Here is a 22,467-nt window from a genome sequence, read left to right on the forward strand (position 1 = left end):
AGATTGTGGAAGGGGAAGCCGTCATGATCAATGATTTCGCCAGCGCTTCGAAAGCGTGCATGGAATTCCTGCATGAACGCCTGGGATTCCAGCTGTGGATGGTGACACGCACGGAAGGCGATGACTGGATCGTCCTGTCCACCAATGACCATGGCTACGGCGTCAAGCCAGGCCAGGTTTTCCGCTGGAGTGATTCCTACTGTTCCCGCATGGTGCGGGGCGAAGGCCCGAACGTGGCGCCGGACGCGCGCCTGGTGGAGGCGTACGCCTCGGCGCCGATCGGACAGCAAGTCGATATCGGCGCCTATGTCGGCCTGCCACTGTTGCGGGCGGACGGTTCGCTGTTCGGCACCCTGTGCGCGATCGATCCCCAGCCGCAGCCCGCCGACATCGCCAAGGAACAGCCGATGCTGCAATTGATGGTGGGAATGCTGAGCAGCCTGCTGAACGCGGAACTGGCCGCCGCCGATGCGCGCCGCCGCGCCGAGCGCGCCGAACTCGAAGCCACGCGGGACGAATTGACGGGGCTGTACAACCGGCGCGGCTGGAGCATGCTGCTCACGCGCGAAGAGGAGCGCTGCGCCCGTTACGGCCATCCGGCCTGCGTGGTGTCGATCGACCTCGATGAACTCAAGCTCACCAACGATACCCAGGGCCATGGCGCGGGCGACGCGTTGCTGGTGCGCGCCTCCCAGGTGATCGCCTCGCTGACGCGTAGTTCCGACGTGATTGCCCGGCTGGGCGGCGATGAATTCGCCATGCTGCTGGTGGAGTGCGATTACTACGATGCGCAAGCGCTGCTGCAACGCATGCAGGCCAAGATGGCGTTGCATGATGTGAAGGCATCGACCGGGATGGCGATGCGCAAGCCGGGCTTTGATTTGCATGAAGCGTTTGCCTTGGCCGATGCGGAAATGTACCGGACCAAGCGCTCGCGGAAGTTGTTGAATTAGGCAGCCATGCTCACCGGCGCAATCCGCGCCGGTTGCGCTTCCCTCCCCAACCCAAACAATGGCCGCAGCAGCGGCACCCGCCGCACCACTTCAAAGATCCCGAAGCTGGCCGACAAGGTCAGCACCACCAGCATGACCCCTTCCAGTGCCGGCGGAAGGCTGGCGGGTTTCAGTGCCTGTGAAAACACCACGATCAGCGTCTGGTGCAGGATATACACGGGGAACACGGCCTGTGCCAGGTAGCGCCGTTTGGCGCTGTCGAATTGCAGGTGGCGGTGGCCGAAGCCGCATACCGCCAGGATCGCGCTCCACTGGACCAGCGCATACAGCACGCGCTGCGCTTCGCGCCACCCTTCGAGCTGCTCCGGCTGCAAGTGTTCGGCGATCGCGTAATACGACACCAGGATGGCCCAGCCGCCGAGCGCCGTGCCCAGCGCCGCAAAGCGCAGCGCCGCCACGCGCTGCCAGAACGCGCTGTTGAAGGCCACCAGTGCGCCCAGCAGGAAGACCGGGAAATACGTGGCGTGGTTATGCCAGTCCACCACCAGGTTGTTGGTATGCGGATATTGGGTCAGCAGCGCCAGGCGGCCGATTGCCAGCACCGCAACCGGCAACAGCACCAGCTTCCAGCCGGACAGGAATTCCGCAGTGGCAGTACCGAATTTTTGCCAGCGCGCCTGTCCCAGCACGGCCACCAGCGCGCCCAGCAACAGGCAATACACCCACAGGTAAGGCAGGAACCACAGGTGGTTCCAGGTCGGCAAGTCCAGGCAATCCGTGCCCCGGCAAAAACCGTGATAGGCCTGCACATACAATTTCATGAAGTCCAGGTAGCTGCCCTGGTAGGCGACTTTTTCCACCACTTCAAAATACGGTTGCGGCGGCACGATCGCGAACATGCCGAACACCAGCGGCACCAGCAGGCGGAAGCTGCGCTGGCGCATGAATTTTCCAGCCCCCGCCTTGTTCAGCAGGAAGGCCGCGGCCACGCCGGACGCCAGGAACAATAAACTCATGCGCCATGGCGACGACAGCATCATGAAGGCTTCAATGGTGTGGCTGGCATGGGGACTTTTCACGTGCCAGTCCCACGTTACGTAATACATGCCGGTGTGGTACAGCACCAGCAGGAAAAAGGCGGCGATGCGGATCCAGTCGAGGAAGTACAGGCGTTGCGGAGTAGTGTGCATGGCAAGGTCCGGGTGGCAGTTGTATTAACGCCAGCATAAGGGGCGGGCCGGGCCGCGGCGAGCGGTATGGGGCGAAGCGGGGGAGCGCTGGGGCGAACCGGAGCCCCGGGCAGATTCACGTCCCGCCAGCCAATGCCGCCATGACCGCCGCGCGGTGTTGCCGGCTCAGTGGCGCCTTGCCGCCGTCCGCCAGCAGCAAATCGCCGTCGCCCTTGTCATCCACCACCACACTGGCCACCGCCGCCACCCGCACGGCGGCGCGCCGGTGGCAACGGATGAAGGCGGGGCCCAGGCTGTCCAGCAGCGCGGACAGGGTTTGCCGCAGCAGCGGGCTGCCCGAGCGGGTATGCAGCGCCACGTAATTGTCGGCGGTTTCCAGCCACGCGATGTCTTCCGCCTTGACGATCCGCGTGACGCCGCGCTCGGTCACCAGCAACTGGCGCACCGGCTGGCCCGCGAGTGGCGCGGCGGTATCGGGCGCCGCACTTGCCGGGCGGCGCGCGGCCAGCCGCTCGCGCACCCGCTGCACCGCACGCTGCAAGCGCTCGCCGTCATAGGGTTTCAACAGGTAATCGACCGCGCACGCATCAAACGCGCGCACCGCATATTCATCGTAAGCGGTGACGAACACCACCAGCGGGGCAGGCGAGGGCAGCGAAGCCGCCACGTCGAAGCCACCCACTTCCGGCATCTGGATATCGAGGAACAGCACGTCGGGGGCAAAGCTGGTCGCCAGTTGCAGCGCTTCCACGCCGTCGCGCGCTTCTTCGATGGCGCTGATGCCGGTTTCCCGCGCCAGCAGGCGGCGCAGCTTGTCCCGCGCGGGACGCTCGTCATCGACAATCAGTACGCGCATGGCAATCGCATTTCCGCCCGCACGCCGGCAGGCTCCAGTTGCAGCAGTTTCAAGGTGGCGGCATCGCCGTGCAAGGCGGCCAGGCGCTGGCGCAGGTTGCGTAGTCCGACGCCGCCTGGCGCCGGATGCGCCGCGCCGGTCTCCGTCGCCGCCGCTGCCACGCTCCCGGCTGGCGCCATGGCATGCCCCGGCCCGGGAACCGGCGCCGATGCGGCGGCGTCCACCGCGAGGCGCCCGCAGTCATCTTCTATGCGCAGCACCAGTTGTTCGCCATCGCGCAGCGCCGCCACCGTGATGCACACCGGCTGGCGGCGCTGTTCGACCGTGTGCTTGAACACGTTTTCCAGCAACGGCTGCATGCTCATCGGCGGCACCGCGCAGGCCAGCACCGCGTCATCGATATGCCAGGCGATTTGCACGCGGTCGGCAAAGCGCTCGCCCATCAATTGCGCATAACCGCGCAACAGCTTGAGTTCTTCGGCCAGCGGCGCCTGCTGGCGGTCGCCATAGACGAGGGTGGCGCGCAGCATGTCGGACAGGCGCACCAGCAGGGTGTCGGCGCGGTCGGCATCGGTGTGGATCAGCGAAGAAATCGTGTTGAGCGCATTGAACAGGAAGTGCGGCTGCATTTGCTGCGTCAATTGCTGCAACTGCGCCTGGCGCAGCAGGCTGGCCGCCTGTTCGGCCCGGACTTTTTCCTCCATCAGCGCGCGGTACGACAGCAAGCCGAACTGGATCACGACAAAGATGCCGAAGAAGACCGTGATCTTGATGTCTTCATACAGGAAAGTTTGTCCCCAGCTGCCATGGGTGTACGTATCACCCGCCAGCGCATAGACGCCGTGGCGGATGGCAAACGCGATCGGTACGAACGCGGCCCAATACACCGGCGCCCACCACAACTGGCGGCCAAACCAGCGCAATGGCTGGCCCAGCAAGTGGTCATACTGGCGGGTATAGCGGCGCTGCAACAGTAGCAGGGTGGTGGCGGTCAGCGCCGACGAGCTTTCCCACAGCACGGGTTTCCACAAGCCCGATTCGCCGTCGCGCAGCATGTCGAACACCGCCGTGACGATCATCAGGCCCCAGAACAGCAGCCACGCGGCCAGTACGGCATAGAAGGTGCGGCGGCTGAACATGTCGGTAACCCCGTCCGGTCAGCGGAAGCGCGCTTCAGACAAATCGACTTCGCGCACCAGCTTGCGCGAAATCTCATCGGAAATATGGCCATGGCGGGCCAGGTTGTAAATCGCCTTGCGCTCGGCCGCCAGCGCGGCCACCCGCAATTCCTTTTCCGCATTATCCATCTTGCGGTAGCGGCGGCCCTCGTCCTGTTCCGCATGTTCTTCCAGCCGGTGCTTATAGAGCGCGATGACGCGGCTGGCCGCCTGTGGATACAGGTCGGGCTCGACGCTGGTGGACATCAGGTCGATTTGCGCGCGCTCGATGGCGGCAATCGCCGCATTGGCCGCCACTTCGCGGGCCCGGTCTTCTTCCTGTTGATGGTAAGGCTCTTCCGGGAATTCCATGCCGCGCAGCAAGCGCGGCAAGCCGATGCTGGCGGCCACCAGCGAAATCAGGATCACGGCGCTGGCCAGGAATATCGTCAGGTCGCGGGCCGGGAATTCCTGGCCATTGGGCAGCACCAGCGGCAAGGTCATGACACCGGCCAGGGTGATGGCGCCGCGCACGCCGGCCAGCGAGGTGGCCAGCAGCAGGCGCCAGTGCGGCCGTTCCGCTGCTTCGCCGGAGCGGCTTTTCTTATATAAAGTCAGGCGCAGCGTGGCCCAGACCCAGATGAAACGCAACGCCATCAAGCCGAAGCTGATGGCAAACGCATACAGCACCAGCCACCAGGAATTCACGTGGCCGACGTCTTCCAGCGAGGCGCGCGCGCCTTTTAAAATATGGGGCAGTTGTTCGCCCAGCAGCACGAACATCACGCCGTTCAGTGAAAACTGTACGGTATCCCAGACGGCCGAGCGCTGGATGCGGGTGGCCGCGTGCGCGTGGCCGCTCAGTTCCACGTAACTCATGGCGACGCCGGCCGCCACGGCCGCCAGGATGCCCGAGGCGTGCACATGTTCGGCCGCCAGGTAGGCGCCGAACGGCATCAACAGGTTGACCAGGATCGGCGAGCCGGCCGGTTCGCCAAAGTGGCTGGTCAGCCAGCGCTGGATCCACGTGATGCCGGCCGTGACCGTCACGCCCATGCAAATGCCGCCCACCACCAGCCACACGAAGGTCAGTGTGGCGGAAGCCAGTGAAAACGCGCCGGTGGTGGCGGCCAGCACGGCAAAGCGGAAGCACACCAGGCCGCTGGCATCGTTCAACAGCGATTCGCCTTCGAGGATGTGCATCAGGCGCTTCGGGATCGGGGTGCGCGCGGCAATCGCGGACACCGCGACCGGGTCGGTCGGCGAGACGATCGCGGCCAGCGCAAACGCGACCGGCAGCGGCATGGCGGGAATCAGCAAATGGATCAGCAAGCCCGCGCCCAGCACCGTGAAAATCACCAGGCCGAGCGCCAGTTCCAGGATCACGGCCTTGTCGCGCAGCAGCCCGGTCTTGGGGATGCGCCAGCCATCGAGGAACAGCAGGGGCGGCAGGAACAGCAGGAAAAAGAATTCCGGGTCGAGTGCAATGCCATGCGTGGAAAAGGCGGCGATCAGGAAGCCCAGGCCGATCTGCACCAGCGGCAGCGGCACGCCGACCGGCAGCAGCCGCACCAGGTAAGCACTGGCTACCACGGCCAGCAACATCGCCAGGACTGTTTCGATTGCTTCCATTCCAAGGTTTTGCGAGAGGGAAAGAAGCTTGCATTATAAAGGCAGCAAGCTTGCCTTGCCGCCACATGGCCGGGTGACTTTCATTTTGCTCTGGTAATTTTTTTTCGGGGCTGGCATAATGCGGCCTCCCAAGCGGGAGTAGCTCAGTTGGTAGAGCGCAACCTTGCCAAGGTTGAGGTCGAGAGTTCGAGACTCTTCTCCCGCTCCAGAATTTCAGAAAAGGCAGCCTTTATGGCCGCCTTTTTGCTTTTCAGTCACGTTGTCCGCCACGCTGGTGTTGTGCGCGCGCTTCTCATCCATGACGCCAGAGCCGAAATGTTCCGTGATGCAAGGCAATCTCGTTATACTGGAGCCCTGCCGCTATCAGTACCTTGAGAGCCCCGACGGAGAAATCACACATGAATTCAGTTCAACAAGAAATTGACGAACGCAGTAACTTAACCAATTCCAACAAGTTTGAACTGCTGCTGTTCCGCCTGGGCTGCGATGCCAATGGCGACCATTCGGAGCTGTACGGTATTAACGTCTTCAAGATCCGCGAAATCGTCGCGATGCCGGAAGTGACGGCCGTGGCGGGATCGTCTGCCCATATGCTGGGCGTGGTCAATTTGCGAGGCCAGATCATTTCCGTGATGGACTTGCCCGCGATTGTCGGCGTCAAGCCGAAGACCGGTCTGAACATCATGCTGGTGACGGAATTTGCCCGCACCACGCAAGCGTTCGCGGTGGAATCCGTGGATGAAATCGTGCGCCTTGACTGGGGCCAGGTCTTGTCGGCGGAAGGCAGCACCGCCGGCGGCATGGTGACCTCGATTGCCCGCCTCGACGGCGATGTCAACAACACCCGCCTGGCGCAGGTGCTGGACGTGGAAACCATCTTGCGCAAGATGATCCCGACCGAAGGCAAGGACGTCGATCCGGACACCATCGGCCCGAAACTGTTGCTGAAACCCGGCACCATCATCCTGGCCGCCGACGACTCCGTGGTCGCGCGCAGCCTGATCGAGCAAGGCTTGAACGCGATGGGTGCGCCGTATGCGATGACCAAGTCCGGCAAGGAAGCGTGGGACAAGCTCAATCACATCGCCGATGGTTGCAAGGCCGAAGGCATCAGCATTGATGAGCGCGTCGCGCTGATCCTGACCGACCTGGAAATGCCGGAAATGGATGGCTTCACCCTGACCCGCCTGGTCAAGCAGGATGCGCGTTTCTCGAAGATTCCCGTGGTGATCCATTCTTCGCTGTCCGGCAAGACCAACGAAGACCACGTCAAGGGTGTGGGCGCCGATGCGTATGTGGCGAAATTCGTCGCGGAAGACTTGGCGGAAACCATCCGCAAAGTGCTGAACAAATAAAGTCCTTACTTCAGGTTCAAAAGGCGGCAGGGTGCATACCTGCCGCCTTTTTTGTTTTTTAGGCATGATTTCGCTGGCCGGTCTATCATTGGGGCGCTTGTTCAACCCTGATAGGAGATGGCCGTGGCTGCGAAAAAAGTCCTGTTGTTGACCGGCGATTTTGCCGAGGATTACGAAACGATGGTGCCGTTCCAGGCACTGCTGATGGTGGGCCATACCGTGCATGCGGTTTGCCCGGGCAAGAAGAGTGGCGACAAGGTCAAGACCGCGATTCATGATTTCGAAGGCGACCAGACGTACACGGAAAAACCGGGCCACCAGTTTGCGCTGAACGCCGATTTCGACCGGGTGGAAGTTGCCGCTTATGATGCGCTGGTGGTGGCCGGCGGCCGCGCCCCCGAGTACCTGCGCCTGAACGGCAAGGTCATTGAGTTGGTACAGGGGTTTGCCAAGGCGGGCAAACCGATCGCGGCGATTTGCCATGGCGCGCAATTGCTGGCGGCGGCCGATGTCATCCGGGGCAAGAGGATATCCGCTTATCCAGCCTGCGCGCCGGAAGTCAAAATGGCCGGTGCAGACTATGCCGATATTCCCATCGATGGCGCCGTCACCGATGGCCAGTTCGTCACCGCGCCGGCATGGCCGGCGCATCCGCAATGGTTGGCCCAGTTGCTGCAAAAGCTGGGCACGGAAATCAAGCTGTAATCAGGTATTGAACGCCAGGTTTTGCGCATGGAAGCGCAAATGGTCTTCCATGAAGGTGGAAATAAAGTAGTAGCCGTGGTCATAGCCCGCATGCCGCCGCAATTGCAGCGGCTGCGCGGCGCCACGGCACGCTTCCTCGAACGCTTCCGGGTGCAATTGCTCGGCCAGGAATTTGTCCCCTAATCCCTGGTCGATCAGGATCCCGTGCGGGAACGGCGTGTGCAACGATGCCATCAGCGCGCTGGCGTCATGCTGCAGCCATGCGCTTTCATCGTTCCCCAGGTATCCCGTAAAAGCCTTGCGCCCCCACGGGCAGCGCGCCGGCGCGGCAATCGGTGCCAAGGCGGACACGGAGCGGAACAAGTCCGGCCGCTTCAACGCAATGGTCAGCGCGCCATGGCCGCCCATCGAATGCCCGAAGATGCCGACGCGGTCCGCATCGGCCGGCAATTCGTTCGCCACCAGGTCGCGCAATTCCAGGATATGGCTGTACATGCGGTAGTGCGTGCTCCACGGCGCCTGCGACGCATCGATATAAAAGCCGGCGCCCACGCCGAAATCCCACGCGTCGGCTTCACCGGCCACGCCCGCGCCGCGCGGACTGGTATCGGGGGCAATCAGGATCATGCCCAGTTCCGCGGCGATGCGCTGCGCGCCAGCCTTGGTGACAAACGTCTCTTCGGTGCAGGTCAGGCCAGCCAGGTAAAACAGCACCGGCAGGCGCACGCCGTCCGCATGCGGCGGAATGTAGGCGGCAAAGCGCATCGGCAAGCCGATGGCCGCGCTGGCGGTCTGGTAAAAGCGCTGGACCCCGCCAAAGCACGGATGTTCGTTCAGCAGCTGTAGCATGGTTTTCCCTTCAAATTGAGTGCAGTTGGCAGCGATTGTACAAGTAGCCGCCGTCCAACGGTGCGACACGATTGCTTTCGATCACCTACAGTTCAGTCAGATTTTTTGCAAGGAGGGAACATGCCAGATATCCTGGTCCTGTCCGCCGAGCTTGCATGGCCGTTTGCAATTGCGCTGGCCTGGCTGGCTGGCGAAATCATCCATCGCTGGATCAACGTGCCCCGCATCAGTGTCTATGGCCTGGTCGGTTTCGCGGTCGCACAAGCTTTCCCGGACCTGTACGTCAGTGACAGTTCCAGTCCCGTGACCTTGCTCGCCAACGTCGCCTTCGGCCTGATCCTGTTCGAGTTCGGCTACCGCATCAACCTGCACTGGCTACGCATCAATCCGTGGATCGCGCTGACCGGCCTGGCCGAATCGGCCATGACTTTTGCCGTGGTCTATGCGATCAGCCATGCGGCCGGCATGCCGCCGTTGACGTGCGCGCTGCTGGCGTCGCTGGCGATGTCGACTTCGCCGGCCGGTGTGCTGCGCGTGATTAACGAGCAAAACAGTTCGGGCCAGGTGACGGAACGGGTGCTGCACCTGGTCGCCATCAATTGCGTGCTGGCCGTGTTCGTGTTCAAGGTGGTGGTGGGGGTGTGGGTGTTCCGCACGTCCGGCAGCCTGGCGCAGGCGGTGTCGCACAGCGCGATTGAATTACTGGCGTCGGCCGTGATGGGCGCGGTGCTGGGTGTGATCGTGCCGGCCGTGCTGCGCCAGTTGGGGCAGGTCGGACGCGAAGGCTCGGTGGCGTTTGCGCTGGCCGTGGTGTCGCTGGTGGCGATTGCCCATGCGGCCAACCTGTCGCCGGTGCTGGCCACCTTGACGTTCGGCCTGATGGCGCGCCACCGGCGTATCGTCATCACGCGCACCGAGCGCAATTTCGGCGCGATCGGCGAATTGCTGGCGGTGCTGCTGTTTGTGTTTGCCGTCACCACCCTGGACTGGGAACGCGTGGTGTCCGGCGCCAGCCTGGCGCTGGCGCTGTTGCTGGCGCGCTTTGTCGTCAAGATCGGCACGGTGGCGGTGTTTGCCCATCCGGGCGGCGTGTCATGGCGCAAGGGCGCGCTGACCGGCGTGGCGCTGGCGCCGATGTCGGTGTTCGTGATCCTGTTGCTGGAACAGACCAAGTACATGGGCATCGTACTGGTCGATGAACTGGCCGCGCTGGCCGCCATGACCCTGTTCATGGAAGTGCTCGGGCCCATCATCACGCAGTACGCGCTGGTGTGGGCAAAGGAAGCTTCCAGCAAAGATCATTGAAAGAGTCTCCGATGCCGAACCCTGCAGCCCTGTCGCGGCCGCTGCCCGTGGGGATAAGCCAGGATTCCAGCAAGGACCATTAAAAAGGAGGGCGCCATGCCACTCGAACCATTCACCCTGTCGCAGCCACTGACCATGGGCGTCGAGCTGGAATTGCAATTGATCGGCAATTCGGATTTCGACTTGTCGGCTTCCAGCCCGGACTTGCTGCACCTGCTTGCCCGCAAGCCGTTTCCCGGCAACGTGACACCGGAAATCACGGAGAGCATGATTGAAATTAACTCCGACATCCACACCAATTTCGCGGAATTGGCGGCCCAGTTGCGCCTGACCCGCGACACCCTGGTACAAGCCTGCGAACAGCTTAATATCGGCATTTGCGGCGGCGGCACGCACCCGTTCCAGCGCTGGTCGGAACGGCGCATCTTTGCCAAGCCGCGCTTCCGCGAAGTGTCCGCCCTGTACGGCTACCTGGCCAAGCAGTTCACGATTTTCGGCCAGCACGTGCACATCGGTTGCGGCAATGGCGACGATGCCTTGTTCCTGCTGCATTCGCTGTCGCGCTACGTGCCGCATTTCATCGCGCTGTCGGCCTCGTCGCCGTTCGTACAGGGCAATGACACGCTGTTCAATTCCGCGCGCCTCAATTCCGTGTTTGCCTTCCCCATGAGCGGACGGGCGCCGTTCCTGCTGTCGTGGGAAGAATTCGAGCACAGTTATTTTTCCAAGATGGAGCACACCGGCGTCATTAAAAGCATGAAAGACTTTTACTGGGACATCCGGCCCAAGCCGGAATACGGCACCATTGAATTGCGCGTGTGCGATACGCCGCTGACGGTGGAGCGGGCCGCCGCGCTGGCCTGCTACCTGCAGGCGCTGTGCCGCTACCTGCTGCAGCGGCAGGAACCGATGCCGGCCGAAGATGATTACCTGGTCTATAACTACAACCGTTTCCAGGCCTGCCGTTTCGGCCTCGATGGCGCCATCGTGCATCCGAAGACGTATGAAAACCTGTCGCTGCGCGAAGATATTTTGACCACCTTGCGCAAGATGGCGCCCCATGCGGAAGCGCTGGGCGGCACGGCGGCGCTGGACCACCTGACGGTCGTCACCCACGTGGGCAGCGACGCGCAATTCCTGCGCGACCAGTATGCGGCCAGCGGCAGTGTCGAAGGGGTGGTCGATGCGGCCATCCGGAGATTCAGGGATTAAAACCGCGTCTCCCGCGCGACCCGTAAAAAATTGTCGAGGATCGGTGTGCAGTCGAGCAGTTCCACGCCGCCCGCGCGGTGGAATTCCGGATGCCATTGCAAGCCCATGACAAACGGCGCCTTGGTATAGCGGATGGCTTCCACCATGTTGTCCGGATAGGAGCGCGCTTCGACCGCCATGTCGCGCCCCAGGTCCTTGACGGCCTGGTGGTGGATGGAGTTGACCAGCGCCTGGCCGTTGGGCGCTTTCAGCATGCGCGACAGCGACGATCCTTCGGGAAAACTGATCTCGTGCCGGTGGCGGTCGTAATCGTCGTGCACGTGCGCCATCGCGTCCGGCACATCGCTGGCGATGTCCTGGTACAGGGTGCCGCCAAAGGCCACGTTGAGCAGTTGGCAGCCACGGCAAATGCCCAGGACCGGCTTGCCGGCACGGACAAATTCCCTTAGCAATTCCAGTTCATAACGGTCGCGCGCCGGATCGCCGCTCCATTCGGGGCGGGTCGGCGTTTCCGCATAGCTCTGCGGCGACACATCGGCGCCGCCTTGCAGCACCAGGCCGTCCAGGTGTTCCGCGTAATCGCTGAGCTGGATATTCGAGGGGTGGATCAGACCATCGGTATTGACGGTGGGGACCATGAAGACCAGCACGTCGCGCGTCATGACCCAGTGCGCAATCGACTCTTCGAGGTATTGCAGGTTCTTGCTGCGCAAGCCGGTGGCGCCGGCTTCCGGATGGAAAATGCGGGCGGAAATGCCGATCCGCAGCGGCTTTTGCATCACCTTGCTGGCCAGCGAGGCGGCCAGCCGCCGGTAGCGCGCGGTGATCACGCGGCTCCACAGGCTGAAGATGGTTTCGCCGGGATCCAGGTAGCGCGGATTGCCCTTGCGGTCGCGCTGGCGGCGGTCGGTGCGGCGTTGCTCCTCGTCAGTCATGCAAGCTCCTGCAATGCTGTCCATAGGGAGCGTTGTAGCACAGTGGGCACGATGAGGTCGCCCGTATGACGGCAGGAAAGAAGTTCAGGCCAGGCCGAAATACTGCTCGTGCAACCGTGGCAGGCTGACGTCCGCCGCCCGCTGCGACAGCACGACTTTTCCGCTTTGCATCAAGTGCACCTGGTCGGCAATCGCCACCGCCCGTTCCGTATGCTGTTCCACCAGCACCATGGTCAAGCCTTCCTGCCGCAACTGCGCCAGGACGCCGAACAATTCATCGACCACCACCGGGGCCAGGCCCAGCGACGGTTCATCGACCAGCAATACCTTCGGGTCGGCCATCAGGCCGCGCGCCAGCACCAGCATTTGCGCCTCGCCGCCGGACAGCGAACCGGCCAGCTGGCGCCGCCGGTCGCGCAGTTTCGGGAACATCGCGTACGCCGCCTCCAGCCTTTGCTGCGCGTGATGGCGCTGGGCTTTCGGATAGGCGCCGATCAGCAGGTTGTCTTCCACGCTCATAGTGTCGAACAGCATGCGCCCCTCGGGAATCAGGGCGATACCGGCTTGCGCCAGGCGCCACGTGGGCAGCTGGTCGAGCCGCCGTGTCCCCAGCGTCACCGCGCCGCCGCCCAGCGGCAGCAAGCCCATGATGGCGCGCAGCAGGGTGGTTTTGCCGGCGCCATTGGGGCCGATAATCGCCGTCAGTTCGCCGGCCTTTGCCGTCAGCGACACGTCCCACAGCACATTGATGGCGCCATAGCCGGCGCGCACATTCGTCACGGTCAGCGCATCAGCCATGGACAGCCCCTCCGGTTCCCGTATAACAGGCAATCACGGCCGGTTCGCGCAGCACCAGGTCGGGCGGGCCCTGGGCGATCAGGCGGCCGGCGTCCAGCACCGCGACGCGCGGGCACAAGGTGCGGATGGCCGCGATGTCATGTTCGATGATGACGATCGCCACGCTGAAGTGCTGGTGCAAGCCTTGCAGCATCGTGATGAAGCGCAGGCGGCCCGCGGTTTCCAGCCCGGCCAGTACTTCGTCGAGCAACAGCAGGCGCGGATTGGTGGCCAGTGCCTTGGCCACTTCCAGCGCTTTCAGTTCGGCCAGCGGCAAGCCACTGGCCGCATCGGTTTCCGCCTTGGCCGCGAGGCCGGTGAGGCGCAGGATCGCGTCGAGCCGCGCCGGATTGAGTTCACCGGCGCCATAGCGCTGCGCCACGATCAGGTTTTCGCGCACGCTCAGGCCGTGCAGCGGTTGCGGCGCCTGGAACGTGCGGCCGACGCCCATGCGCGCGCGCTGGTGCATTGGCATGCGCGTGATGTCCTTGCCATGCAGGCGCACCTTGCCGTCTTCCGCAGGCACCAGGCCGGAAATCGCGTTGAACAGCGTGGTTTTTCCCGCGCCATTCGGGCCGATCAGCCCCAGTACTTCGCCTTCATGCACGGACAAGGTCACGCCTTCGAGCGCGGCCAGGCCGCCAAAACACACGCGCAAGCGGTCCAGTTCAAGCATGGCCACCGCCCCTACCGCTGCCGCCGGGGCGCAGGCGGCGCAGCGCATTGCCGGCCAGCGGCAGCAAGCCCGACGGACTGGCCAGTATCATCGCCACCAGCAGCACGCCCAGCAGGAACTGGTGGCCGATCGGCAGCCACTCCTTGAACAACAACTGGTCCGCCAGCGACACCACCAGCGCACCGATCACCGGACCTGCCAAGGTGCGGTAGCCGCCGAAGATCGCGGCGACGATCGGCAACGTGACCCACATCGAGCCGAACGCATAATCGGGTTCCAGGAAACCGATGTAGTGCACGTTGAAGGCGCCGATGGCGCCCGCCATGGCGCTGGACACCAGCAGCATCAAGCCTTTCAGCAAGGTGCTGTTGACGCCGAGCACGCGGGTGGCGTCTTCGCTGTCGTGCATGGCGCGCAGCGCCAGGCCCGCATGGCTGGCGCGGATGGCGCGGTAAGCCAGCGCAAACCCCAGCACCAGCAAGCCCGCCAGCAGGCAGGCCGACGCCTTGGCGTCGAGGCCCGGCAGTACCGGTAGCGCGGGAATGCCGGACAGCCCGGCCGCGCCGCGCGTGACCGACGTCCACTCCGTGGCGACGATGCGGAAAATATGCGCATAGGCCAGGATCGCCAGCGCAAAGTAGGGGCCGCGCAGGCGCAGCGCGGGCAGCATGACGATGGCGCTGATGGCGGCGCCCAGCGCGCCGAGCACGATCCCCGCCGGCACCGGCACGCCGAGGCGCAAGGTGCACAGCGCCGAGACGTAGGCGCCGGCGCCGACAAAGGCCGCGTGGCCGAAACTGACCATGCCGCCCAGGTTGCCCAGCAGCGCCCAGGACAGCGCCACCCCGCCCGTCATCATCGCCGCAATGGTGATGCTCATGATGTAGGGATTGCCGCCCCACACCAGCAGCAGGGCCGCCAGCGCGGCCAGCGCGGCGATCACTCCCGCATGGTTGCGCAGCCGGGTCATGCCGCGCCCCGCAGGCGGCCGATGGCCGGCAATCGGCGCGGCAGCGCCATCGCACCGGCGCGCGGTACGACCCCGCCGCCGGTGCGCATGTCTCGGATGCCTGTGTTCAGGCCGGCCCGCCTCGGCGCCGAAGGACTGTATCGCGCCATCATCCGCGCCGCCGGGCCGTGCCGAACAAGCCATTGGGCAGCACAAACAGCACCACCAGGAACAGCACCATGCCGGTCAGTTCCTGCAATGCGGAACTGGCCAGGGTCACGGTCAGCGCTTCGCAAATGCCCAGCAGGATGGCGGCCGCCAGCACGCCGGGGATCGAGCCCAGCCCGGCCAGCACCGTGATGATGAACGCTTTCACGGTCAGCGCGCCGCCCAGTCCAGGCTGGATCACGCCATAGCAATACAGCGCCACACCGGCAAAGGCGGCCAGCGCGCCGGCCAGCATGAACGACAGCAACTCGGTGCGGCCGGGCGCGATGCCCATCAGCATGGCGCAATCGCGGTTGGCCGCCACGGCCCGCAGCGCGCGGCCATGCCAGCTGCGCGCCAGCCACCACCACAAGCCCGCCAGCAGCGCCAGGCTGATGGCGAACGACAGCGCTTCGCTGTGCATGCTGTACAGGGGGCCCAGCACCAGCGCATCCTGCAGCCAGGCCGACGAGGTGCTGTGCACGTCGGCGCTCCACAGCATCAGGAAGCCGTTGGTCAGCACCACGGCAAAGCCGAAGGTCAGCAGCAGGGAATTGATTTCACGGTCGGCGCGGATGCGCGACACGGTCCAGTGCATGCCGGCGGCGGTGATGCCGGTGGCCGGCAGTGCCAGCACGATGGCGGCCAGCGGATGCCAGCCCAGCGTGGATTCGGCGGCATAGGCGACGTAGGCCGCCATCAGCACCAGTTCGCCGTGCGCCAGGTTGATGATTTTCATGGCGCCGAACACCAGCGCCAGTCCCAGGGCGATCAGTGCATAGGCGCCGCCCTGCAGCAGGCCGGAATACAGGGCCTGGAGCAGCAGTTCAAGCATGGCGGCCCGGCATGGAGCCCGTCATGCGGACCTGCCATGCAATCCGCGATGGGAATGCGCCGCGCCATCCGCCTCCGCATCCCGCGCCAGCGGCCATCACCACGGCACGCCCGGATAGACCTTGCTGCCGGTGGCGTGCTGCTTCGGCCACACGATCACGACTTTCTTGTCCTGGTGCTGGCCCATGCGGTGCACGAAATGCGGGTTGTCGCCATTGGCGGCAAACTGCACGCGGCCAATCAGGGTGTCGCGGTCGGTCTTGCGCAATTCATCGGCAATGCCGCCCTTGGCCAGGGTGCCCTTATCAAAGGCGCGGGCGATGGCTTCGAACAGCAGCATGCCCTGGACATAGCCGAACTGCCCGAGGTAGTCGGCTTCCTTGCGGTACAGCTGGCGGTACGTGTCCGAAAACGCCTTGCCGTCCGCTGTTTCGAACGTGGCGGGGAAGGGCAGCAGCGCCGTGCCATACACAAGCGGCATCAGGTCGGGAAATTCCGCCGCCATCTTCGGCGTGGCCAGCGACCATACCCCCACCATGGCCTTGACGGCCGGCTTCAGCACGCGCGCCGCGCGCAGGATGCCGACGTAATCATTTTCATAGCCGGCCATCAGGATCACGTCCGGCCGGTCTTGCAGGCGGATTTTGTTGACGATGGGTTTGAAGTCGGTGATGGCGGGGTCGAAGGAATGCACTTCGGCGCGCACGCCGCTGGCCGCCAGCGCTTTTTGCACCGACATGGCGAGATCGGTGGTGGCATCCTTGGTCGAATAGATGATGGAGACGGATTTCGCTCCCATCTCGCCGATCAGCCCCAGTACCGCGCGCTCATAACCGGCCGTGTTGTTGATGCGGAAAAAATTCTTGCGGCCGGCTGATACCAGGCTGTCATCGACGCCGCCGGACGTCATGTAGACCAGGTTCAAGCGGTTGGCCGCTTCCGCCGCCGGCGCGATATTGTTGGAGCCGTAGCCGCCGGTGATCGCCACCACGCCCTGGCTGGCCAGTTTTTCCACCGCGGCGATGGCTTTGGCCGGCGTCGATTCATCATCGATGCTGAGCAGCCGGATCTTGTGCTTGCCGTTGGACTTGTTGAACACTTCGGCCGCCACATGGACCCCTTCATGCATGCCATTGCCGACGCGCGCCAGCGCACCGGTCAGCGGCAATTCCGCGCCGACCAGGAATTCAGCGGCAAAGGCGGGGGAGAGGGTGAGGCAGCTGGCGGCCAGCACGGCGGCCAGCGCGGCGCGCCGTACTGGAAAGCGGGAATCGCGGCGTTTGATCATGGGGTCCTTAGCGTTAATTTTCGCGGCCCAGGTTGCAATTGATTTGCCGCACCAGCCGCACCAGGCGGGGACCGAGGTCTTCTTCCAGCCGCTCGCGCGGCAACAGGTAGGACGGGCCGCCGCAATTGAACGACATGGGTTGTTCGCCGCCGATGCCGGCCACCGGCACGCCGACCGCGTGCACGTCGCCCTGCCATTCGCCGGCCGACATGCAAAAGCCGCGCTCCTGGTAATCGCGCTGGGCTTGCTCAACGGCGGCCCGCACCAGCGGCCAGTTGTTCGGGTCGCGCTGGCGCACGTGATCGAGGATCTGGTCGCGTTCCGCGTCCGGCAGCACGCACAGCAGGGCCTTGCCCATGGCGGTGGTGGCGAGCGGGATGCGGGCCCCGACGTCGAGCCGCAGCGTGATGTGGGAACTGCTGCGGCAGGTTTCCACATACACCATGCTGAGGCGGTCGCGCGTACCCAGCGACACCGTCGCTTGCGCGTGTTCGGCCAGCTCCTGCATCAGCGGGCGCGCCATGGTGCGCATATCGAGCGACGACAGCATGCGGTAGCCCAGCGCCAGCACGCCCGCGCCCAGCTGGTATTTGCCGCTGGACTGCGCATAGTGCAAATAGCCGAGGCGGGTCAGCGTATAGGTGAGACGCGATACGGTGGGTTTGGGCAAGCCGGTGCGGCGCGACAAGTCCGCGTTGCTCAGCAAGAGGTCGGCCGGGCCGAAACAGCGCAGCAATTCCAGTCCGCGCGCCAGCGCATTGACGAACTGGCGGTCATTGCTGTCTTCATCATGGACCTGCACCTCATCCTGCATGGCATGTCTCCCGGTGTCGTCGAAGGAAGTTTGACGATTTGCTTACTTTCTGTCAATGGCAGCGCTGGCGCGAGCGCACCATGCGGACTGCTTCCGCTTCATCGACTTGCGGAAAGGTGCGGTAGAACTGGCCCACGGCGCGGAAATCGGCGGGCGCATGCAGACACACCACGCGCTCGGCCAGCGGGGCGATCAGGGCCAGCGCGTCGGGCGACGCGACCGGCACCGCGGCAATCTGTTCCAGTGGCAATGCCGCCCGCGTGACGCGCAACGCGGCGGCCATCGTGGCGCCCGTGGCCATGCCGTCGTCGACGATGATCACGGTGCGTCCCCGTGGATCGAATGGTTCGCGCCCGGCGCTGAAGATGCCGCGCCGCTGCCGCAGCAATGCAACCTGGCGCGCCCGTTCTTCGCGCACCCAGCCGGCATCCGGATCGGCGTCGGGCGCCAATATACAGTTGCCATGTTCGTCAACAGCGCCGATGGCGAATTCAGGATTGAAAGGCGCCCCTAGCTTGTGCACCAGCACGACGTCGAGGTCGCCTTGCAGCGCATCGGCCAGCACGGCGCCGATCGGTACCGCGCCACGGGGAATCGCCAGGACCAGCGGCTGCTGCAAATGCAAGCGGGACAATTGGGCCGCCAATTGCCGGGCTGCATCGAGCCGGTCATCAAAGCAGATCGGGGACGAAAAATACATGCCACCTCCCGGGTTGCGGGAACCTGTATCAGGATAGCGCAGCGGGTGCCGCGCGTCAGGCTTTTATATCCACCAGTGTGCCGACGCGCTCGTTTTCGAACTGGATGACTTTCGCGTTCAGCGCAAAGCTCTGCTTGTAGACCAGCGAGTTGGTGATGTCGGTGGCGAGGTCTTCGCTGCTCAGTCCTTCCGCGCGCGCCAGCCCCCGGCCTTGCACCGACAGCGTGACGCCGCTGCCGGCCGGCTGCGCTTCCTGGAAGTTCGCTTGCTGCGGCTGGAAGTTCGTGGTGTTGGTGTTGGCGATGTTGTGTGCCGATACGCCCAGCGCTTGCTGGTTGGTATACAGGCCGGACAATGCCGCGGTCGTGCTCATGCTATTTCCCTGTGGTAACGCCATAAAGTGTACTACGGAATCCTGTCGCATGGACGCCACGCTGCACGGCTGTTTCTCTTACTGTTGCATTCTGTATTGTTGTCCTTGCTTCAACATTGCCCATTGCGCTAACCTTGCCTTCAGACTCTGGGGGGGCGCAATGCCTGACGACTTGCAATCCAATCCATACAGCGATCCGCTGAAGCTGGGGGCGCTGCTGCTGGCGACGGCGGGACGCGATGCGCACGCGTTCCGCGTCCTGTATGACGCCACGTCGGCGAAACTGTTTGGCTATGCGCTGCGTATATTGCGTAAGCGGGAACTGGCGGAAGAAGCGCTGCAGGAAGGCTTTGTGGCGATCTGGCATCATGCCGCCGGCTACAACGGCCACCTGGCCGCCCCGATGACGTGGATGGCCACCGTGGTGCGCAACAAGGCGCTCGATATCCTGCGGCGCGGCGGCGCCGCCGTTGATGGCGACGCGGCGCCGTATGACGGGGACTTTATGGATGCGATGCAAGATACCTCCGCCAACCCTGGCGGATCGGCCAACCCGGCCGATCCCGCCGACCAGCTGCAGCTGAGCAGTGAGGCCCGTGCGCTGGCACGCTGCATGGCGCGGCTCGAAGGCCTGCACCGGCAAGCGGTGGGACTGGCGTTTTTCCATGACTTGTCGCACAGCGAAGTGGCGCAGCAACTGGCGCTGCCGGTCGGCACCGTGAAAACCTGGATACGGCGCAGCCTGGACAAACTCAAAACCTGCCTGGCGCGAGGGGGCCTCGATTGAATATCCGCGACAACCTGGCTTTGCGCGAACGGCTGGCCGCCGAGTATGTGCTGGGCACCCTGAAAGGCGGCGCGCGCCGCCGCTTCGAAGGCTGGCTGCGGCGCGACGCCGCCCTGCGCCGCGTGGTCGACGAATGGCAGGGGCGGCTGGTGCCGATGGCGGAGTTTTCCGCGCCGGCGACCCCGCCGCCCTCGGTGTGGGCCGGGATCGAACAGCGCTTGCGGCTGGCCCCGGCGCGGGAAGACGACGCGGCGGGCGTGCCGGGCTGGGCGGCGTGGTTGACCCGCCTTTCCGACTCGCTGGCGTTCTGGCGTGGCCTGAGCCTGGCGTCGGGCGCGGTGGCGGCGATCCTGGCCGTCACGGTGGCGCTGCGGCTGCCAACCGGGCCGGTTGCGGCCGTGGACCAGGTCGCCACGCTGCTGGATGACAAGGCGCAGGCGGCGCTGGTGGTCACGGCCGATACGGCCAAGCGCGCGCTGGCGGTGCGGGTGCTGTCCGGCGCCCCGGTGGCGGACGATAAAACCCTGCAACTGTGGGCCATCACGAAGGCGGGCAAGCCCCGTTCACTGGGGATCTTGCCGGATAACCGCCGCGCCGCGCTGGCATTGACCGCCGATGCGATTGGCGACGACGTGGCGCTGCTGGCGGTCAGCCTGGAACCGAAAGGCGGATCGCCCGACCCGAACGGCCCGACCGGGCCGGTGCTGTACAAAGGGACCTGGGTCAAGGTGATGTGAAGGGATGGGGCGTGCTGCGCGGCAGCGTCGTCCCGTCAGAATTGACGCGTCAGCGTCACCCTGAATGCGCGCGGCTCGACCGGGTGGAAGTGGCGGTCTTCGACGCCGCCCTCGGGTTCGCCGGGCAACCGCGATGCGTAGTAATAATCAATGTCGCTGGCCTTGCGGTTGAACAGGTTGAACACATCGAAGGTCAGCCGGGTTTTCGCATCGAACTGGTAGCTGGCCCGCGCATAGGCCAGGGTGGACGACGCCGAGCGTACGCTGTTGTCTTCCGTCAGTGGACGCGGCCCGACATAGCGCAGGTTGAAGGCGCCGGACCAGTTGCCCCGGTTGAGCGTGGCACCCAGCGACAGCACCTTTTCCAGCGCGCCCGGAACATGGCGGCCGGCCTGGCCGTCGGCGGCGTAGCGCGCCCTGGAGGCGGCGATGTCGAGGTCGAACAGCAGGCCGGGCGCCGCCACGTAATGGTTGTTCCATTCAATGCCATGGCGGCGGCTGGCGCGGCTGGCTTCCGTGGCGCCGGCATCGCCGACAAACACCAGTTCAGAATCGACTTTCAAACGCCACAGCGCCAGCGAACTTTGCAGGCCCGGCACGATTTCCGTGCGCAATCCCAGTTCCATGCCACGCGTGGCCGCCAACGGGGTGGCGTGGGCCGCCTGCGCCACCACGCCGCGCGCATCATTGCTGTGGAAGCCTTTACCAAAATTGAAGAATACTTCGCTGCTGCGCCATGGTCCGGCAATCAGCGACAACTTGGGCGATACCTGGCCCCCATGCGCCTCGCCGCCGCCGGTTCGAAAGCGGTAGGCGTCGTAGCGCACGCCCGCCACGCTGCGCAGCCACGGCTGCCACTGCGCCGTGCTCTCGGCATACACGCCAAGGCTGCCTTCGCGCACGCGGTCTTCGCGCACGGTATCAAGGCGCCGCCGCTCCTCGGTATGGTATAGCCCGACCGGCGACAGCCAGTCCTGCCGCCATTGAATACCCGCCTTGTTGCGCCAGTCGACGCCGCCCAGCAGCGTTGGCCAGGTCACGGCAACCTGGCCGCCCGCCATGGTGCGGCGTTCGCTCTGGCTGAACTGGTCGCCGTGCTCCGGGTCATCGAGCCGGTACGTAAAATCGCTGAACAGGTTCACGGCCGAGCGCACCAGCCAGGCATCGGCTTCCAGCAGTGCTGCGCCCTTGCGTTGACGGCGTTGAAAAGACAGGCTGTAGCGCGACGTGTCGCCGCCATCGGTGGGTGCCAAGCTGCCAAAGCGTCCGATCAGGCCGGCCTCGACGGCGCGCCGGGGCACCTGGTCGGTGGCGTTCCAGCGGCTGGTGTAGACCATCGCGGTCACGCTGTAATGATCGTGCGCGGGACCGGCGCTGTAGCGCAGCACGGCGTTGGCCCGGCGGGCGCGCTGCGGCACGTCCCACGGGCCGTCGTTGTTGCCCAGGTCGAGCGCGTACAGCAGGGCGCCGCTGGCGCTGGCTACGGAATCAGCCACGGGGTCGGTGGCAATATCGGAGGCCGGGCCGGCTGCCGGTGGGGCCACGGACATGGTCATGGAACCGGCCAGTAATGCGCGCCGGTAGCCATGGCTGCCCACGGTGGCCGATGCGATGCCCTGCGGCAGGCGGTTGAACAGGCGGAACCGGGCCGACCCCGCCGAGGAAAAATCGCCATCGCCTGCAAAGTAAGGTCCCTTGCGATAATCGATGCGCTGCACCAGTTCGGGTATCAGGAAATTCAAGTCGGTATAACCCTGGCCGTGCGCGTGGCTGCGCATGTTGACGGGCATGCCGTCGACATGGCTGGCAAAGTCGGTGCCGTGGTCCAGATTGAAGCCGCGCAGGAAGTACTGGTTGGCTTTGCCGTCGCCGCTGTGCTGGGTGACGATCATGCCGGGAACGAATTCCAGCAATTCACCGGTGCGCAGCGCCGGACGCGCGGCCAGCAAGTCCGCATGGATGGCACCCTGGCTGGCCGCGTCGGACGTGCCGACCGCGTTGTCGTAGTGGCCGAGGACGGTAACGATGGGCGTTGGCGGCGCAGGGGCCTGGGCGGCCACTGCCACCGGCAACGCGAGCGCGGCGGCAAACCATGTGGAAATCGGAGGCATGGCCT

General features: G+C 64.7%; 22 protein-coding genes and 1 tRNA gene. 8 read left to right on the forward strand and 15 right to left on the reverse strand.

Features of this window, described 5'->3' with window-relative positions:
* Positions 1-23 precede the first annotated feature (23 nt).
* Positions 24-953, forward strand: a complete 930-nt coding sequence (locus AC1RRC_RS05585) for a sensor domain-containing diguanylate cyclase (protein WP_493054275.1) — start codon at positions 24-26, stop codon at positions 951-953.
* Here AC1RRC_RS05585 and AC1RRC_RS05590 read toward each other — a convergent pair.
* The 4 genes from AC1RRC_RS05590 to AC1RRC_RS05605 form a co-directional block, all read right to left on the reverse strand.
* Positions 950-2,143, reverse strand: coding sequence for an acyltransferase family protein (locus AC1RRC_RS05590; protein ID WP_493054276.1), 1,194 nt, complete (start codon positions 2,141-2,143; stop codon positions 950-952). The genes AC1RRC_RS05585 and AC1RRC_RS05590 overlap by 4 nt on opposite strands.
* 115 nt (positions 2,144-2,258) lie before the next feature.
* Complete coding sequence (locus AC1RRC_RS05595) at positions 2,259-2,999, reverse strand: LytR/AlgR family response regulator transcription factor (protein WP_493054277.1); 741 nt, start codon at positions 2,997-2,999, stop codon at positions 2,259-2,261.
* A complete protein-coding gene (locus AC1RRC_RS05600; RefSeq protein ID WP_493054278.1) occupies positions 2,987-4,138 on the reverse strand; it encodes a sensor histidine kinase in 1,152 nt (383 codons plus the stop codon). The genes AC1RRC_RS05595 and AC1RRC_RS05600 overlap by 13 nt, the downstream gene beginning before the upstream one ends.
* Positions 4,139-4,156: 18 nt before the next feature.
* Complete coding sequence (locus tag AC1RRC_RS05605) at positions 4,157-5,788, reverse strand: Na+/H+ antiporter (protein WP_493054279.1); 1,632 nt, start codon at positions 5,786-5,788, stop codon at positions 4,157-4,159.
* A gap of 132 nt (positions 5,789-5,920) precedes the next feature.
* Here AC1RRC_RS05605 and AC1RRC_RS05610 point away from each other — a divergent pair.
* From AC1RRC_RS05610 to AC1RRC_RS05620, 3 genes are all read left to right on the forward strand, one after another.
* Positions 5,921-5,996, forward strand: a tRNA-Gly gene (locus tag AC1RRC_RS05610).
* Positions 5,997-6,186: 190 nt separating this feature from the next.
* Complete coding sequence (locus AC1RRC_RS05615) at positions 6,187-7,143, forward strand: chemotaxis protein (protein WP_493054280.1); 957 nt, start codon at positions 6,187-6,189, stop codon at positions 7,141-7,143.
* A gap of 123 nt (positions 7,144-7,266) precedes the next feature.
* Positions 7,267-7,848, forward strand: a complete 582-nt coding sequence (locus AC1RRC_RS05620; RefSeq protein ID WP_493054281.1) for a DJ-1/PfpI family protein — start codon at positions 7,267-7,269, stop codon at positions 7,846-7,848.
* On the opposite strand, the gene fghA is transcribed toward AC1RRC_RS05620, so the two are convergent.
* Positions 7,849-8,697: an S-formylglutathione hydrolase gene (gene fghA / locus AC1RRC_RS05625; RefSeq protein WP_493054282.1), complete on the reverse strand. Its 849-nt coding sequence runs from the start codon at positions 8,695-8,697 to the stop codon at positions 7,849-7,851.
* Positions 8,698-8,817: 120 nt separating this feature from the next.
* Here fghA and AC1RRC_RS05630 point away from each other — a divergent pair, with 120 nt between their 5' ends.
* Together AC1RRC_RS05630 and AC1RRC_RS05635 are read left to right on the forward strand one after the other, a co-directional pair.
* Positions 8,818-10,002 carry a cation:proton antiporter gene (locus tag AC1RRC_RS05630; protein WP_493054283.1) on the forward strand — a complete coding sequence of 395 codons (1,185 nt, stop codon included), beginning with the start codon at positions 8,818-8,820 and terminating at the stop codon, positions 10,000-10,002.
* Positions 10,003-10,098: 96 nt separating this feature from the next.
* Entirely contained in the window at positions 10,099-11,214 is a 1,116-nt protein-coding gene (locus AC1RRC_RS05635) for a YbdK family carboxylate-amine ligase (RefSeq protein ID WP_493054284.1), read from the forward strand.
* On the opposite strand, the gene AC1RRC_RS05640 is transcribed toward AC1RRC_RS05635, so the two are convergent.
* The 9 genes from AC1RRC_RS05640 to AC1RRC_RS05680 all read right to left on the reverse strand — a co-directional run bounded on the left by AC1RRC_RS05640 (position 11,211) and on the right by AC1RRC_RS05680 (position 18,827).
* Entirely contained in the window at positions 11,211-12,149 is a 939-nt protein-coding gene (locus AC1RRC_RS05640) for a gamma-glutamyl-gamma-aminobutyrate hydrolase family protein (protein ID WP_493054285.1), read from the reverse strand. The genes AC1RRC_RS05635 and AC1RRC_RS05640 overlap by 4 nt on opposite strands.
* 84 nt (positions 12,150-12,233) lie before the next feature.
* Positions 12,234-12,947 (reverse strand): ABC transporter ATP-binding protein, encoded by a 714-nt coding sequence (locus AC1RRC_RS05645; protein WP_493054286.1) that lies wholly within the window; start codon positions 12,945-12,947, stop codon positions 12,234-12,236.
* On the reverse strand, positions 12,940-13,662 hold the full coding sequence (locus AC1RRC_RS05650) for an ABC transporter ATP-binding protein (RefSeq protein ID WP_493054287.1): 723 nt from the start codon (positions 13,660-13,662) through the stop codon (positions 12,940-12,942). The genes AC1RRC_RS05645 and AC1RRC_RS05650 overlap by 8 nt, the downstream gene beginning before the upstream one ends.
* Entirely contained in the window at positions 13,655-14,632 is a 978-nt protein-coding gene (locus AC1RRC_RS05655; protein ID WP_493054288.1) for a branched-chain amino acid ABC transporter permease, read from the reverse strand. The genes AC1RRC_RS05650 and AC1RRC_RS05655 overlap by 8 nt, the downstream gene beginning before the upstream one ends.
* A gap of 148 nt (positions 14,633-14,780) precedes the next feature.
* On the reverse strand, positions 14,781-15,653 hold the full coding sequence (locus AC1RRC_RS05660; RefSeq protein WP_493054289.1) for a branched-chain amino acid ABC transporter permease: 873 nt from the start codon (positions 15,651-15,653) through the stop codon (positions 14,781-14,783).
* Positions 15,654-15,749: 96 nt separating this feature from the next.
* Positions 15,750-16,940, reverse strand: coding sequence for an ABC transporter substrate-binding protein (locus tag AC1RRC_RS05665; RefSeq protein WP_493054290.1), 1,191 nt, complete (start codon positions 16,938-16,940; stop codon positions 15,750-15,752).
* Between the two features lie 13 nt (positions 16,941-16,953).
* On the reverse strand, positions 16,954-17,754 hold the full coding sequence (locus AC1RRC_RS05670; RefSeq protein WP_493054291.1) for an IclR family transcriptional regulator: 801 nt from the start codon (positions 17,752-17,754) through the stop codon (positions 16,954-16,956).
* 52 nt (positions 17,755-17,806) lie between these two features.
* Complete coding sequence (locus AC1RRC_RS05675; protein WP_493054292.1) at positions 17,807-18,454, reverse strand: phosphoribosyltransferase; 648 nt, start codon at positions 18,452-18,454, stop codon at positions 17,807-17,809.
* A gap of 55 nt (positions 18,455-18,509) precedes the next feature.
* A complete protein-coding gene (locus tag AC1RRC_RS05680; protein WP_493054293.1) occupies positions 18,510-18,827 on the reverse strand; it encodes a flagellar basal body protein in 318 nt (105 codons plus the stop codon).
* A 160-nt stretch (positions 18,828-18,987) separates the two neighbouring features.
* Here AC1RRC_RS05680 and AC1RRC_RS05685 point away from each other — a divergent pair, with 160 nt between their 5' ends.
* Both AC1RRC_RS05685 and AC1RRC_RS05690 read left to right on the forward strand, forming a co-directional pair.
* Positions 18,988-19,614: a sigma-70 family RNA polymerase sigma factor gene (locus AC1RRC_RS05685; protein ID WP_493054294.1), complete on the forward strand. Its 627-nt coding sequence runs from the start codon at positions 18,988-18,990 to the stop codon at positions 19,612-19,614.
* Positions 19,611-20,351: an anti-sigma factor gene (locus AC1RRC_RS05690; protein WP_493054295.1), complete on the forward strand. Its 741-nt coding sequence runs from the start codon at positions 19,611-19,613 to the stop codon at positions 20,349-20,351. Before AC1RRC_RS05685 ends, AC1RRC_RS05690 begins: the two co-directional genes overlap by 4 nt.
* Before the next feature lie 35 nt (positions 20,352-20,386).
* On the opposite strand, the gene AC1RRC_RS05695 is transcribed toward AC1RRC_RS05690, so the two are convergent.
* Positions 20,387-22,462, reverse strand: coding sequence for a TonB-dependent receptor (locus AC1RRC_RS05695; protein WP_493054296.1), 2,076 nt, complete (start codon positions 22,460-22,462; stop codon positions 20,387-20,389).
* Positions 22,463-22,467: the final 5 nt, after the last annotated feature.

This window comes from Pseudoduganella sp. GW821-FHT12E03, assembly GCF_058807115.1.